This window comes from Terriglobales bacterium, from assembly GCA_035764005.1.
Classification (GTDB): Bacteria; Acidobacteriota; Terriglobia; order Terriglobales; family Acidobacteriaceae; genus Gp1-AA112.
The window spans coordinates 1-14,748 of sequence record DASTZZ010000057.1; the positions used below are offsets into that span (position 1 = coordinate 1).

Consider the following 14,748-nt stretch of genomic DNA (forward strand, 5'->3'; position numbering starts at 1 on the left):
TATCGCGTGCTGTGGCAGGACGAGGCGGCAGGCAAGTGCAATATCGAACCCACTGACATTCTGGAAATGAACCAGGAAAATCCCGTTTCGGTAGATCCTATCGAGCCGGTTCATCGCGTTTTCAATCCAGCCGAGCTAAACGAGCGAGCAGTCAGTCTGCACGTGTATTCGCGCCCGTTTGACAGTTGCGTCGTCTATTCCGACCAGCAAGGGACGTGTGGAACCATCAAGCTGCACTACACCACGGAGTACGGGAAGAAGAGATCGTGATTCGTCCAGGCCGAATACACAGCGCAAAGTACTGTCCTGAGCCTCGACATTCGCCACGATCACGGAATTATCGCTTGCGCTATCGCTGAAAAGCCGCTCTCCACTCCGGCATTATTTACCGCAGTGACAACGTAGTAATACGTTGACCCCGACTGTACCGTCTTGTCGGTATAAGACGTTGTTGTTGTCAACGAGCTATTCAATCTTGAAAAACCGTTCCCGCTTTGGTTGGAGCGGTAGATGTTATATCCGGCAATAGTGGAATCCGTGTCGAGCCAGTTCAGCGCGACGGAGTGCTGAATCGCAGTCGAAACGATGAGTGTGAGGCTAACGGTGTGCGTTTCCGTGCCGCTCGTTGCAGTCACAGTAATCGGATCCGTACCTGCCGGCGTAGCACCTATCGTAGTTATCGTGAGCTGTGCACTGCCTGTTCCGCTTATGGAAGTCGGATTGAAGGTCGCGATTGCTCCGCTGGGTAAACCGGTTGCAGCCAGGTTAGCTACGCCCGAGTATCCACTCTGCCCAGCGATGCTGATGGTGTACGTGGTGGAGGCGCCGGGCTGTAACGACTGGCTCGCCGGTGAGGCTGTTATTGCAAAGTCCGCTACGGGACTTACCACCAGTGTCGCGGAAGCGGTATGGGTCAACGTTCCACTCGACGCGTTGATGGTGAGTGGAAAAGTTCCCACAGGCGTTGTGGTGGAAGTACTCACAACCAGTCTCGCACTGCCCGATCCAGTCACGGATTGTGGCGTGAACGTCGCTGTTGCTCCCGCAGGTAATCCGGTGAGTGCCAAACTCGCAGCCGAAGCATAGCCGTTTTGCGCTGTGATTGTGACGGTGTAGTTCGCTGTTGACCCGAGCTGCACCGACTGCGTAGACGGAGTGACTGCGAGACTAAAATCTGCGGCCGCGTTGACCACCAGCGTCAGGTTCGCCGTATGCGCCAGACTTCCGCTGGTTGCCGTCACAGTGAAGGGGTAGTTGCCTGGAGCTATCAATGCTGTCGTGTTAATCGTCAGCTGCGACGTTCCCGAGCCACTGACCGAAGCAGGACTGAACATAGCTGTCGCTTCATTGGGTAGACCGGTCGCGCTTAGATTCACCGCGCCGGAGAATCCATTCAACGCGTTCAGAGTTGTTGTGTAGCTGGCGCTGCCTCCGGCTTGCACGGACTGGCTGGACGGCGAAGCGGAGAGAGTGAAATCCGGATTGGGTGTGACTGCGTTTTCCGAAGCGGGCAGTACCTCAACCAGAGCCAGATTGTATTTGTCGGTTGTGGGAGCGACGTCATTCACCGTGACTGTTGTTCCCATTGGTGATGAGGCATTGCTCTGGCGCTGCACCCAATATGTATCGTTGATCGTGGCGAGGTATTGGTGAACCATCGTCTGATCAGGGCCCAAGGTGCGGGCGATACCGTTGTCCCAATCTGTGCCTACGGCAAACACCCATGAGTTATCGCGAGTTGTGACCACCGAACCGCTGGGCGCCCCGGACGCGACGCTAAACGTGGCATTCGCGCCAATAGCTCCCGAACCGTTGCTGCCGCTGGGGTCAGCGCCAGTAAATGCCACGACGGTAATCGACGCGGCTGCGCTTTGAGCCAAATTCGCCGTGACTGCAACGTTGCTCAAGGCAGCCGGAGCGAACGCACGCCAGATTTCTGCGTCGCCTGGTACGTTGTTCGCCCGCGCGACCAATTGCCAGGTCAATCCAGCGCCACTCACCGATGTGACTGTGTTTCCTCCAGACGGGCTCGAATCCGTGGAGATAAAAGCGAGCAGAAGCTCATTTGCCCCTGTCGTCGAAAACTGTGCGGTAGAAGACTGCGTGCCTGACGACGATCGATCTGCAGAGGAAACGGTATCGATGGTGAGAACGGAAGGCGTAGCTGGCGAGCTGACTGTCAAAGTAGCTTTCGCCGTATGCGACAACATACCGCTCGCAGCACTTACTGTAAGCGGATAACTTCCCGACGGAGTTGAGTTTGATGTGGTCACCGTCAATTGAGCGCTTCCCGCTCCAGTAATCGACTGCGGTGTGAAGCTCGCGCTTGCTCCTGCCGGCAATCCGCTGAGAGCCAGATCGGTGGTCCCTGCAAACCCGTTTTGCGGTGCGATCGTGGCCGTGTAGTTCACACTTGATCCAGGCTGCACTGGCTGTGTTGAAGGTGTGAGTGCGAGCGAAAAGTCTGCTGCCGGGCTCACGATAAGGGTCAAGCTCACAGTGTGCGTCAGTGCGCCGCTCGCGGCGGTGACGGTAAATGGATAGCTGCCCGCAGCGACGGAGCCGGTGGTGTCGATGGTGAGTTGAGAGGATGCCGATCCGTTCACAGAAGGAGGACTGAACGACGCAGTCGCCCCGTTGGGCAATCCTGATGCGCTTAGATTTACAGTTCCGGAAAAGCTGTTGATGCCCGAAATGGTACTGGAATAACTGACACTGCCGCCTGCCTGAACCGACTGACTGGAAGGCGAGATTGTCAGCCCAAAATCCGGGGTTGGATTCGCAGCAGGAGCAGGCAGTATTTCGACAAGAGCCAGATTGTACTTGTCGCTCGTCGGTGCTGTGTCATTAAGCGTGACCGTAGTTCCCGCCGGCAATGACGCCGTGTTCTGCCGCTGAACCCAATACGTGTCGTTTATCGTCGCCAGATACTGATGAACCATTGTCTGATCGGGACCGAGAGTGCGTGCGAGGCCGTTGTCCCAGTCTGTGCCGACTGCGAACACCCACGAATTATCGCGGGTAGTAGTCAGCGAGCCTGTAGGAGCACCGGAGACCGCACTGAAGGTAGCGGTCGCGCCAATGGCTCCGGAGCCATTGACGCCACTGGCATCGGCTCCACTGAAAGTAACTACGGTGATCGAAGCGGCAGCGCTCTGTGTTAGGGTCGCCGCGACGGTGACGTTACTGAGAACTGCAGGAGCAAAAGCACGCCAGATCTCCGCATCGCCGGGCACGCTGTTTGCGCGCCCGACCAGCTGCCATTCCAATCCTGCGCCAGTGATCGCGGTGACGACGTTTCCGGTGGTTGGATTCGAATCGGTCGAAATGAATGCGAGCAGCAACTCGTTTGCGTTCGCCGTCGAGAACGACTGCGTTTTGATGGATTTCGATGCTGAAGAATGATTTCCCGAAACGGTCCGGTCGATCACCAGAGAACTTCCGGACGTCTGTGATACGGCTAAATTGCTGAGTCCAAAAACAGACCCCAACGCCGTCACGAGGAGCACACAAACTTGCAAACGGCCCATGCGTGGCGCCACTCTCTTCCAATAGTTTTCAGCCAATTCCTGAAGATTGGAGAGGCACTTCGAGCACCAATATGCAAGTGACTGATCCAGCAGGCACTGCCGAATCCAGAAAAGAGGGACCGAGAAGCACAGTCGCTAGAGTTGGAATTGTTGTGCCATTTTTTGGCATGAGGGATTTACAACAGGCTGCGCTGCGGCAGCTCGCAGCAGGGCAGCCGCCGTTCTGGACAGCGCTGGAACCGCGACATAGATTCGGGTTTTTGCCGGATTGCGGGCATCCTGCGGCCCTGTGCTACTCTTAATCCATTCGTTGGGCATCGGCCGAGATGCCCTGTTCCGCCACCTCGTAAAGCTATTGCCAGAAGTACAGGATCCGCGGTCGTCTTTCGTACCGTTTCAAAGGCCCATTTAGATTGAACGCGCAGTCGCCTCCGCTTAGGTTGGGAGCAGGGCAGTGCTGCATCTGGCTGCTTATGTTCGGAACTCGGGAGAGGTGAAGAAGGAACCGTGACGAAGCCAGCAAATTCGTTTGCGATGAAAGCCGCGCAGGCTTGCGCCATTGTTGTTCTGTTCGCATTGCCCGTGATCACAGGATGTGGGAGCACGGGCGTATCGACTACACAGAACCAGGACTCAGGATCGGGTACGGTCTCCGCGAGTGTTTCTCCGAATTCATTGTCCTTCGGGTCAGCGACAGTCGGCAGCAGCAGCACGAAGACGGTGACAGTTACGAACACAGGAACTGCGAATCTGGTGATTACCGCAATCAACATCACAGGATCGGCATTCACAGTTCCCGGAGTTACGCTTCCACTTACCATAACGCCCGGCGCCAGCTACACGGCCAACGTTGTTTTCACGCCCCAAGCTGTCGGCAGCGCCAGCGGATCGGCATCGGTCGTCAGCAATCTGGCCAGTTCGCCCACAGTGGTGCCGCTTTCAGGCACAGGAGTTTCGACTCCCATCGGTACGCTGAACGTTTCGCCTGCTTCACTGTCTTTTGGAAACGTAAACGTGGGAAGCAGCGCGTCTAAAAATGTCACGCTTTCCAATTCGGGAACGGCGACGGTTAACGTTCAGTCGATCAGCGTTACAGGTCTTGGGTTCAGCATCGGCAAAGCCACGCCATTTGCCGTCAATGCAGGTCAATCGACTTCAGTTGCGGTGACGTTCACGGCGCAAACGACTGGAACGGCCAACGGCACCGCTACTTTCGTGAGCGACGCCGGGAATTCTCCGGCGAATGTGTCGCTTACAGGTACTGGGACCACGGTCACTGCGCATAGCGTTGGTCTGAGCTGGACTGCCAGCACTTCCGTCGTGGTTGGATACAACGTATATCGCGGTTCGCAGACCGGCGGGCCATATCAGCGTCTCAATACATCCTTGCAATCCGCATCTGGGTTTACCGATTCGAGCGTCAACTCAGGGCAAACGTACTTCTACGTGGTCACCGCAGTGGATGGAAGCGGAAATGAGAGCGCCTTCTCGAACGAAGCGTCGGCTCTAATCCCGTAGATCTCTACCAGATCACTTTCAGATCGCGATACTTCCGAAACTGTGAATCGGACGTGACGATCGGGATGCCTTCGGCCAAAGCCTGGGCGATGATCATGCGGTCGAACGGATCTAGGTGATGCAAAGGCAAATTATATAGCTGGTAGGCATGGGTCGCAGTGTACGGCAGAACCCGCAGGTTGAAATCTTGAATCCCAGCGCGTACGGCATCGATTGCGAGGTTCAATTTGCCGGTCGCATATTTGACGGCGATTTCAGAGAGGCAAATCGCGCTTACTTCGGCAATTATTTCCTGCGGTTCCATCGCAGCCGCTGCTCGCTTTGACAGCCGATCCGGCGAACCGATAGCCCAGATGAATGTGGAAGTATCGAGAAGAAGGCGCATTCAATAGCGCCCCTCCAGAAAGTCGTCCACTTCTTGGTCAGTCATCGGTTTCCACCAATCAGGATCGACCTCAACAATCTTCCCTTTCAGGGTGCCAAATTTGCGTTTGCCGCTCGGCGCAGATGCAGTCCGAACCAAGTCCACTACAGGCGTTCCGCGGCGGCAGATGGTCACTGATTCCCCGTTTTCGGCCGCCTTGATTAATTCCGGCAGCCGATTCTTTGCGTCCGCAACGCTGACTTTCATACGAATCTCATTATAGCCATGTAAGATAGCTATTTCAACGACGCATTCCGTTTTGCAGCAGTGGGTCTCGTTGATGAAAACCAGGATGTGCTATACGGCTGCGCTGTCCGGAGGCAGATACCAAAGTAAAAGGCCGTCCGCGAGGACGGCCTTTCAGAGGACTACATCAGAGGACGGTTGTAATTAGTCTCCGAATACCGGTTCTTCTGCTTCCGGAGCTTCCTGGACCGCCTTCTTGGGAGCAGGCGCGATCAGGTTTGCGACGGGAACGAATCCGCCTTCGGGAACTGGTTCTTTGAGGATCTCCTTGCGATAGAGCGCCATCATGCGAGCGTTCTCGGCGTCTTGCTTGATCTTCGCGTCGCGTGCACGAATCTTTTCTTCGCGCGCGTTCTTGGCGATGCCGAGTTCGTCGAGAGTTGTGTTCGCTGCGGCGTTTACGTGCTCCTGGTTCAGCTTGAGCTTGTGAGAGGTGTCTTCCAGGCCAACGTTCTTGCCGCCGGCGAAGATCTCATGCCGTCCATGCTCGTCGTACCACTTGGTGAGGGTGGCAGTCATGTGCATCTTCTCGATGATGTTCCGCCAGCCCACGCCGGTGTTGTAGGCGCAGAACGAAATCTCGCCTTCCTGCGTGGCGTACGGAATGATGCACTGCTCGGTGCGGCGGAAGTCGTAATTGAAGAGGTCCTGGAACCACATGCCAGCGATGAACAGGAAGTTCCAGCGATCCTTGCGGCGCTTTTCGATGTCTTCCAGAGTGCGCGTACCCTTCACGCTGCCGTACTTCTTGTCGGCGTTCTTGGTTGCGCCGAAAGACTTGTCAAACTTCTGCAACAGGTCCTTCATCTTGAAATGGGTCGGAGCCTGGAAGGGATCGTAATTACGCATCAAGGCGAATGCCATGCCCATAACGGACAGGAAGCGGCCGCGGCCGGCATCGTTGATGCGGGCAACGTCCTTGGCCAGCCGCTCCATTTTCAAGAATGCTGGAATTGGAACCGCTTCTTTCGTTTCTTTGTCGATCATCATGGCAGTGCCGATTCCGCAGTTCGGATGGCATCCGCAGGAGAGCTGTCCCCAATCGGCGTTGGGACCATGTACGAGATCGGCCCAATCCGAGAAGGTGCTCATGAAGGAAATCGGGAACCAGTCGCGCGTTGGCTCGCCAATGCCCACTTGGTCTTTCACATCGTGCGCAAGATGCGACAGCGTGTAGCGCTGCGCGGTGCGACGCTCGTCAGTAACTTCTTCATCGCGTCCAGTGAATGAGACCGGCTGGAAGCTGAGGAAGCTGATGGTCTTGGGATTGTCGAGGGCGAACTGGATGATGCGTCCAACCTGCTCGTTGTTGATGCCGTTGACGATCGTCGTTACCGGCACGATCTCCACGCCGGCATTGTGCAGGTTGTGAATGGCTTTGAGCTTTACGTCGAAGAGATTGCCGACCTTGCGATGGGAGTTGGCGGCGTTGCCGATACCGTCGAACTGCAGATAGACGTACCGCAAACCAGCTTCGGCCGCCTGGCGGCAGAACTCTTCGCTCTTAGCGAATTCAATACCGTTGCTGGCAGCCTGCACTGAGTTGTAGCCGACCTTGCGCGAGTACGCGACCGCATCAAGGAAGTACGGTGAGAGCGTTGGCTCACCGCCAGAGAACTGCACCGACATCTGCCGACGCGGCTTAATCGAGATCGCGTTGTCGAGCATCGTCTTGATCTCGTCCCAAGTGAGCTCGTGCACGAAGCCAACCTGATTGGCGTCCATGAAGCACGGATCACACATCATGTTGCAGCGGTTGGTGAGGTCGATGGTCAGCACCGAGCCGCGGCCATGCTTGATGGTTGAGGTGCCATGGTTGTGCAGCTTGTCGTCGTTGTGCGCGCGAATGTCGCGTCCGGGGAAGACCTCTTCGAGGTGGCGGAAGAAATCGACGTCGATGGCCATGACGTCTTCAAAGTGGCCATGGATCGGGCAGTCCTTAACCATAAGGATCTTGCCATCGCGCTCAATGATCTGCGCCTTGATCTCCCCGACCTTCTCATTCAGCAGGACCTCGGTCGGCAGCTTGCCGTCGATAATCTGCTGGCGAATCTCGGGCACGCAGCGCGGACAAAGCGAGTCCGTAGTGCGAGGCCAGCCTAGCGGCGGCTTCTGCTTCTCGTAGGACTTAAGAAGGGGCTTATCGGACCACTTCGGCGTGAACGACGGGTTGGGATTGATGCTGTTGAGCTTATCGAAAACGTGCCATGCGCCATTCGCTGCAATTGTGGCGGCCTTCTCTACATACTTAATAGCTTTCGGCATCCATGTATCTCCTCGCCGCGGTAACTGCGCTTTGGGGGCGGCGCCAGATTGAAATCCAAGATTTACAGTCCGCTGCGGTGAGCACACCACAACAGCGTCATACTAATCGGCCTCCCCCGTATGCCCAACAATTAAGCACCGAACGGGGGTTACAAACCAGTGAACGGCGATTCAGCCCCGGTGAACGGAAATGGCTGTATGTAAAAGAAAATAGGGCTTTTACTCTGGATTGGTAGTATCCATTTGATTTCGGTATGACTTTTTCCTACCATCCATGTGTGCCCAAACGCGCCATCAAGAAAACCATCTCTCTTCCAGAGGATCTGCTTCGCGACCTTCAGCAGCAGGCGGAGGCCGAAAAGAAGACTCTGAGCGGGGTCATCCAAGAGGTTCTGCTGGAGGGCCGTCGCTCCAGGTTGAAAAAGGATCTTCGAGAAATTCAAGGCTACTGGAGCCAAAAAGCTCAGGAGCGAGGAATCGTCTCCGAGCGCGACCTTGAACGCTACCTCCACAAATGAGGGTCGTATTTGACACCAACGTCCTTATCTCCGCGCTCGTGTTTCCAGGAAAACAGGCAGACCTGGCTCTGAATCGCGCGATCGATGGAAGAGATGAATTGTTGATGTCCAGAGCCATACTGGACGAACTTCTCACCGTTCTTGCTCGGAAGTTTTCGCGCGACCGTGAACAACTCTCTCGTCTGGCGGTTTGGCTGTCGGATCTGGCCACCTGGATAACGCCGACAACTCACATTAGCCAGCTTGCCAACGAGCCCGACAATCGCATTCTCGAGTGCGCAATAACCGGGAAAGCCGAGGCGATAGTTACTGGTGACGGTGAGCTTCTCGCGCTCGGTAAATTCGAGGGAATCCCGATTTTGACCCTGCGCGAGTATCTTTCCATCTGAACTTTTCAGCGGATTTCGAAGTTTCGAAACCGAAGTAGAAATATGCGGTGCTGAGCCGTGCGTTAGAAGTAAGAGATCTCGCGGCGAGTCTCCGTAGAGGCTTGAAACGCTCCATCCTCACTGCTTCGGTACGAGATTGTCTGGCGTGTCCAGTTGCCGTGGGTATCATAGTCGTAGGAATAACGCACCTCGGAGTAAGGCAGTCTCGCAGGTGGAGTGCCATTTTCTGTATCGCCGCCCACCTGCTTTGTTCGAGTAATCTCCCTCTCTTTATCGCCGTGCTCGTTGTAGGTCACGTCGATCGTCTCTTCTTCGTTAAAGATTCGGCGAACGGTTTGCTTTATCTGCCCATTCTTGTCGTAGGTGTAGTGCATTGAAGTAGGGCCGGCCTGTCCGCCCATCAGTTTGGTCAGGTGTTCGCGCAATTGTTCGATCGAAGCCCCCGATTCCTCCAGGATTTTGGATCGCATTTCGGCTGGAATCAGCGCCTCGGGGCTGGGCAGAATCTGCTTCTCGTCCAACACACGTCCCTGCTCATCGTAGGTTCTCAGGGCGCGACTGACTAAGTCACCCTGCGAGTCGCGCGTTTGAATTTCTATGGGACGGTCAAGATCGTCGTAGATCGTTGTAGTTGTTCCACCGCCAGGCAGGTTGGGAGCTCTATCGGAGCTCTCGAAAGGCGATCCCCCATTCGCTACATTGGGCCGGTAGTCTGCCGCACGAGAGATCTGCACCTTTGTCTTTCGACCGGCATCATCGTAATGAAATGCAACTGGGTTGTCAGGGCTACCGCTGTTGGTAATGCGAACAAGTTTCCCGTGATCGTCGTAGGAGTAGACCATCTCTGCGGAGGGCCCGCCTTTGTTTCCCGAAACGGTCTTAACCATTCGCCCCGCGTCATCATAGATGTTCTGCGTCACCCATTCGGAACCGTCGGAGTTGTGGTGGCGCATCTCGATCAACCGACCCTTGAGGTCGTACTCCGTTTCGTATGAGTATTTCCGGGGCGCTTCTGTCGAGCCATTTGCAGCAGGATAAGTGTTTTCAACGATACAGCTCTTCACCAAACCTCGAAACCCGTTGCCTTCACGGTCAGAAGTATCAGAGAGCTGAGGTCCCATCTTTTCACCTCCGGATTGCCGCTGAGCAGGAAGAGAAGTCTGCAAACCAAAGCCCTGCGCGACAAGAGCCCAGATAAGAGGGGCACATGCTAACGGGAGCCGCATAGCGCATGAAATTGTAATGAAAATTTCGAGACACCGAACGATGAAATCGCCAGATATGACAGTCCTGCGTTTGCTCTGACCAGACCGTGACTTGCAAATATCTAGCCCTTCAACTCCGGATGGCGGGTGTGCCAATCGGTTTGTCGTTCGTAAGCGTGGGCCGCACGCAGCACCGTACCTTCCGCCCAGGGAGCACCGGTAATCTGCAACCCGATTGGCAGTGCCGTTTTGGTAAAGCCGCACGGGATAGAAATCGTCGGCAGACCGAGCGCATTGAATGGGCGGGTATTGCGAAGCATGAGGATTTCTCTGCTGCGCAGGCTCTCCATATCGTCGAGAAGCTCGGCGATCGTAGGAGGCGGCACCGGCGACGTCGCAGTAATAAGGACGTCGACTGAATCAAACAGCCTGCGGATAGTGCGACGATGCGCTTCCATCTGACGGCGAGTCCGCATGTAGTCGACCGCGGAGATCGCTTCGCCGGACCGGATCCTTCTCACCGTATCCGGCTGGTAAAGCTCCGAACTCTCCTTCACACTTTCACAATGGTATGCGTAGGCTTCCGCGCGCAGCACCATCGTGTCACTCGCCAGAGCTAGTTCCACGTCCCGCATGTTTGCTGCAATCTTCCCGATTCGGGAGATGGCAGCAGCCATGGCGGTTTCGATTTCCGGATCGAGATCATCGTAAAAGTGACGGCGCGGTATGCCGACCCGCAGCGGCGCCGTAGCGGGCAATGTAGCTGCGTAATCCGGCACCGGAGCATCTATGCTCGTGGGGTCTTCCGGATCGTAACCGGCAATAGCCTGCAGCATAATTGCGGCATCATGGACGCTGCGTGTCATTGGGCCGACGTGATCGCACGACCACGACAGTGGGATTACACCATGCGTGCTCACTCGGCCATAAGTGGGTTTCAATCCCACTATGCCGCAGTAATCAGCGGGCAGTCGGATCGACCCTCCCGTATCAGAACCGAGCGCGCCGTAGCACATTCCCGCGGCAACTGCGGCCGCCGAACCCGAAGATGAGCCGCCGGCAATATGCTCCTGCGACCACGGATTTCTTGTCGGACCGAAAAAGCCGATAATGCCGCTCCCGCCGTACGCGAACTCGTGCATGTTCAGCTTGCCCAGCAGCACAGCTCCTGCGGACTTCAAACGTCGTACGACCTCGCAGTCCTGGTTCGGAACTCGATCCTTGAATACGGCACTGGCCGCAGTCGTCCGTACACCGGCAGTGTCGAATAGGTCCTTCATGGCGATCGGAACGCCGTGCAAAGGCCCGCGCCAGTGTCCCTTGTGGATTTCCCGTTCCGCCGCACGCGCCTCGTCCAGAGCTGACTCGGCGGTGACTGTGATAAAGGCATTCAGTTTTGGATTGAGTCGCTCAATGCGATCGAGACAGAGCTGCGTTAATTCGACGGGAGAAACAGTCTTGCCGCGCAAAAGGTGAGAGACCTCGGTGATGGTGAGCCAACATATGTCGTTGGAAAGAGTATCCAAAGTTCTCAATCTCGATCCACTGTGACTTCGATCCGAAAATGGGAATCGTTCAATTATCTACGCTCAGCATGGGAACTGCTCGGCAAAGCCGCTCTTCTACCGATGCGCCCATTCGGACCTACAACGAATGGCAGGGAAAGCGCGTTCCAATTCTGATCGGCATCCGGCGAGTCTTCCCTTTTGGGTAGAGCGAACCAGGTACGGCCATCGTCGCGGGAGACATCCGTTCCATTTGGGCCGACTGCGATCCAAGCCTTCGTCGCTTTCTCGTAAGCCACGGCGGAGCGAAATCCATGCGGCGCTCTCTTCGGCGCGAGCCAATGAAGACCGCCGTCAAAGGTGTATGCGGCCGTCCGCGCGCTGTCGTCTGGCTTCTTGTAATCGCCGCCGACGGCCACGCCGATTCGAACGGTGCGAAAGGCCAGCGAGAAGATTCCCGAAGTGGAACTCTCGTCGGACAGAGGTGTCGACACGTTATGCCAGTCGCTCCAGGGAATGCCGCAACTGTGGGAAAAAGGATCCACCACCCCCGCGCAATGACTGGCCTCGAAGGCGTGTGCCATCTGCTCCGGCGTTCGATAGAGATCGCGTTTGAGCACGCGCCCACTCCCGCCGGTTCCGATCCAGAGAGTTCCATTGCGAACCACGGCCGAGCTGTTGCTGGCAGCGAATATGCCGTCATTCGGTAGCGGCGCCAGGTTCTCGCCCGGCTTTCCGAAACTCACAATGGGAATCCATGTCTCGCCGCCGTCATGCGTCACTCGAACGCGGAAAATATAGTAGCTGCCTTCGACAGGATTGCGCATGCTTCCATGCGCCGGATCGCCGAAGACTAAACCGATCCTCGGCGTAATAAAGAGGAGAGCATCGTAAAAGCCATCATTCGGCGCGTCAGGATTGGTCCATATCACCTTCCACGATTTGCAACCATCTGTCGTTTTGTAGAGCCGCGAAAGATCTCCAGTGCCCGACGACATCACGATGGCTGTACTGGCGTCGAATGCCTGAACCGCGCGAAAGTCCAGCGCCTCGCCACCACGGGGTACCGCGCACGTTTGCCAGGTCTCACCGCCATTCGTGGTGCGCAGAACCGTGCCGCCAGTTCCGCTCGCCCATGCCACTCCGCGGCCAACATAGTGAATCCCGCGGAGACCTGCACGGCTGTGCGAGTTTTGCATCTGCCACTGCGCGTGGGCGATTGATGCTACGAGAAGGACTAGAGCAATCGAGCGCATTCGCACCTAAGAAACTGCCACTAGAGTTCGGTCGCAACAGCCTGGCTTCATCTCACTGAGGAGGCGGGGGCACCGGCAGCATTCAGGGCGAAGCCACTACTACTAGGTTACTTGGAAGGAAGCTCGTCGCCGGCATCTGGCCCACGTTTAGGGGCGCGAGCTGATAACCGCGTTAGACGCTTCCCCGTAGCTTTGCCACGGCGCTGTGCGAAGAATTCTGCTGCAGTCTCCACGAGAACGACTTTCTCCGCGACTGCTGCAGCGATCCATTGGTTCAATGACACCCCTCTTCCTTGGCGAGGCGCTCGGCAGCGCGCTTGATTGAAAGCGGCAATTTTAGAGGATAGTCAGCTCTGCTCATTGCTTCACTCCTAACCAGTTCATCGGATCGGAATTCAAACTCTTTCACTAAAGAAATTTACACCCAGGGTTTTTCTCATCCCGCCTGAATCATCAGCTCACGATTTTGTAACCTCCCGCCGGAGCAAACCGGCATCACAGGACAGACTGGCCGGACCGTCCAAAGGGAGAGTACAACCCATGAAAAGTTTCACCATCGCAATTTGTTTCTGCACGCTCGCGGCATTGAGTGCTTTTGCATATCAAGGCTCGATGCAGCAGCCTGCACCGATGCCGCAATCACCAGGCACAACCAGCCAAAACCCGCAGCATCCGGGAGCTACGCCGCCGTACGTACCACCCCAGTCGCAGTCCGGGACCGTGCAGAATCCTGAGGCGCAGGCTCCACAGACGGAACCTTCCCAGGCACCGCCGATGCATTCCGGGACCTCTGCAACCGACGATCAAGTGAACGCCCTGACTTCGGCGCTGAATCTCAGCAGCGACCAGCAATCGAAGGTCAGGACTATTTTGGACGACCAGCACCAACAAGCAGTGAACGTGGTAAACGACAGCTCACTCACTCGCGATGCGAAGCTGCAGAAAATTCACCAGCTTCGTCAATCGACGATCGATAAAGTCCGCGCAACCCTGACCAGTGACGAGCAGAAGAGTAAGTTCGACACCATGGTTCAGGCGCAAAACGATCGCATTCGCGAAAGAGAGCAGCAGCAACAACCGCAGCAGAACAACACTCCTCCTCCAAAATAACGAGGAGCCGGTGTTAACGTCGGTGGGCCTTTCGTCCGGAGATCAGGATGCTGTACCTCGTCTCGTCCTCCGCGATCAGGACGAACAGATCAGCCGACGACAACTGCTAAAGCCGTCTGACACACATCTCATTTCGTCTTCGCCGGGAATCCACGCCCGCAGGATTCTTGGCCTGTACCGGTTAACCAGCAGCTTCGCGGCTTTCAGCTTCGAAGCTGCTTTTAGTTCGGTTATTTCCCCAAAGGGCCAATTAGAAGAGGTCAGAGGTACACAGTCACAATTTGTGACAAATAATCCCTGCTCGTTCCCTGCTTGCTTCGGATGGTCCGCGGAGCATTGCAGCAAGACTCCTGATTTCAATGCGGTGCGAGAGAATTCCCTAAATTTCCTGTTATTTTGGAGTGACCCCCAAAAGTGAGACAGAGGAGAATATCCCTATCTACAGCGAATGGAGAGTAGATCAGGCGATATCGACGATGGACGATAGAGGAGAAGCGTGCGGCAGTGGAGCGCATGAGCTACTGCGGGCATAAGGAGTTAGCGGCCGAGATCGGCATACCCCAGCGGCAGTTGTATAGCTGGCGAAGAGATGTGGAGCGTTGGCAACTGGGGCAGGTGGGAGCAGAGCAACGATTGACCCAGGAGCAGCGGCTGCAGCGGGAGAATCAGCGACTGAAGCAAGCCTTGGCAGGCAAGGTGGTGGAAGTGGATTTCTTGCGCGGTGCCTTGCGCAGAATCGAGGCTCGACGCCAGCACAGCAACGCCGCTGGCGAGACTGCATC

Annotated in this window: 13 protein-coding genes; 6 read left to right on the forward strand and 7 right to left on the reverse strand. The window is 56.1% G+C overall.

Annotated elements, in window-relative coordinates; translation table 11 throughout:
* Positions 1 to 270, forward strand: a 270-nt coding sequence (locus VFU50_08880) for a hypothetical protein (GenBank protein ID HEU5232960.1), incomplete at its 5' end; no start/stop codon positions are given.
* A 59-nt stretch (positions 271 to 329) separates the two neighbouring features.
* On the opposite strand, the gene VFU50_08885 is transcribed toward VFU50_08880, so the two are convergent.
* The gene (locus VFU50_08885; GenBank protein HEU5232961.1) at positions 330 to 3,431 is read right to left on the reverse strand and encodes a hypothetical protein; all 3,102 of its coding nucleotides are present in this window, start codon (positions 3,429 to 3,431) and stop codon (positions 330 to 332) included.
* A gap of 606 nt (positions 3,432 to 4,037) precedes the next feature.
* On the opposite strand from VFU50_08885, the gene VFU50_08890 reads away from it, so the two are divergent.
* On the forward strand, positions 4,038 to 5,048 hold the full coding sequence (locus tag VFU50_08890) for a choice-of-anchor D domain-containing protein (GenBank protein ID HEU5232962.1): 1,011 nt from the start codon (positions 4,038 to 4,040) through the stop codon (positions 5,046 to 5,048).
* 4 nt (positions 5,049 to 5,052) lie between these two features.
* Here the strand turns inward: VFU50_08890 and VFU50_08895 are convergent, their stop codons facing one another.
* The 3 genes from VFU50_08895 to VFU50_08905 form a co-directional block, all read right to left on the reverse strand.
* On the reverse strand, positions 5,053 to 5,433 hold the full coding sequence (locus VFU50_08895; protein ID HEU5232963.1) for a type II toxin-antitoxin system VapC family toxin: 381 nt from the start codon (positions 5,431 to 5,433) through the stop codon (positions 5,053 to 5,055).
* The gene (locus VFU50_08900) at positions 5,434 to 5,679 is read right to left on the reverse strand and encodes a type II toxin-antitoxin system prevent-host-death family antitoxin (protein HEU5232964.1); all 246 of its coding nucleotides are present in this window, start codon (positions 5,677 to 5,679) and stop codon (positions 5,434 to 5,436) included.
* Between the two features lie 183 nt (positions 5,680 to 5,862).
* Positions 5,863 to 7,983: a radical SAM protein gene (locus VFU50_08905; protein HEU5232965.1), complete on the reverse strand. Its 2,121-nt coding sequence runs from the start codon at positions 7,981 to 7,983 to the stop codon at positions 5,863 to 5,865.
* A gap of 278 nt (positions 7,984 to 8,261) precedes the next feature.
* Between VFU50_08905 and VFU50_08910 the strand changes: the two genes are divergently transcribed.
* Together VFU50_08910 and VFU50_08915 are read left to right on the forward strand one after the other, a co-directional pair.
* On the forward strand, positions 8,262 to 8,501 hold the full coding sequence (locus VFU50_08910; GenBank protein HEU5232966.1) for a hypothetical protein: 240 nt from the start codon (positions 8,262 to 8,264) through the stop codon (positions 8,499 to 8,501).
* Entirely contained in the window at positions 8,498 to 8,890 is a 393-nt protein-coding gene (locus VFU50_08915; GenBank protein ID HEU5232967.1) for a putative toxin-antitoxin system toxin component, PIN family, read from the forward strand. The genes VFU50_08910 and VFU50_08915 overlap by 4 nt, the downstream gene beginning before the upstream one ends.
* A gap of 62 nt (positions 8,891 to 8,952) precedes the next feature.
* Here VFU50_08915 and VFU50_08920 read toward each other — a convergent pair whose 3' ends face one another.
* From VFU50_08920 to VFU50_08930, 3 genes are all read right to left on the reverse strand, one after another.
* Complete coding sequence (locus VFU50_08920; protein ID HEU5232968.1) at positions 8,953 to 10,011, reverse strand: hypothetical protein; 1,059 nt, start codon at positions 10,009 to 10,011, stop codon at positions 8,953 to 8,955.
* A 206-nt stretch (positions 10,012 to 10,217) separates the two neighbouring features.
* Complete coding sequence (locus VFU50_08925) at positions 10,218 to 11,621, reverse strand: amidase (GenBank protein ID HEU5232969.1); 1,404 nt, start codon at positions 11,619 to 11,621, stop codon at positions 10,218 to 10,220.
* Positions 11,622 to 11,674: 53 nt separating this feature from the next.
* Complete coding sequence (locus VFU50_08930; GenBank protein ID HEU5232970.1) at positions 11,675 to 12,856, reverse strand: hypothetical protein; 1,182 nt, start codon at positions 12,854 to 12,856, stop codon at positions 11,675 to 11,677.
* A gap of 540 nt (positions 12,857 to 13,396) precedes the next feature.
* Here VFU50_08930 and VFU50_08935 point away from each other — a divergent pair.
* Together VFU50_08935 and VFU50_08940 are read left to right on the forward strand one after the other, a co-directional pair.
* On the forward strand, positions 13,397 to 13,966 hold the full coding sequence (locus VFU50_08935; GenBank protein HEU5232971.1) for a hypothetical protein: 570 nt from the start codon (positions 13,397 to 13,399) through the stop codon (positions 13,964 to 13,966).
* Positions 13,967 to 14,479: 513 nt separating this feature from the next.
* The coding region (locus tag VFU50_08940; GenBank protein HEU5232972.1) for a transposase at positions 14,480 to 14,748 on the forward strand (269 nt) is incomplete at its 3' end.

What these genes read in the sequence shown, in the direction of transcription:
- VFU50_08895 (HEU5232963.1), bottom strand. Translation starts at nt 5,433, where the DNA reads ATGCGCCTTCTTCTCGATACTTCCACATTCATCTGGGCTATCGGTTCG.
- VFU50_08900 (HEU5232964.1), bottom strand. Translation starts at nt 5,679, where the DNA reads ATGAAAGTCAGCGTTGCGGACGCAAAGAATCGGCTGCCGGAATTAATC.
- VFU50_08905 (HEU5232965.1), bottom strand. Translation starts at nt 7,983, where the DNA reads ATGCCGAAAGCTATTAAGTATGTAGAGAAGGCCGCCACAATTGCAGCG.
- VFU50_08915 (HEU5232967.1), top strand. Translation starts at nt 8,498, where the DNA reads ATGAGGGTCGTATTTGACACCAACGTCCTTATCTCCGCGCTCGTGTTT.
- VFU50_08920 (HEU5232968.1), bottom strand. Translation starts at nt 10,011, where the DNA reads ATGGGACCTCAGCTCTCTGATACTTCTGACCGTGAAGGCAACGGGTTT.
- VFU50_08930 (HEU5232970.1), bottom strand. Translation starts at nt 12,856, where the DNA reads ATGCGCTCGATTGCTCTAGTCCTTCTCGTAGCATCAATCGCCCACGCG.
- VFU50_08935 (HEU5232971.1), top strand. Translation starts at nt 13,397, where the DNA reads ATGAAAAGTTTCACCATCGCAATTTGTTTCTGCACGCTCGCGGCATTG.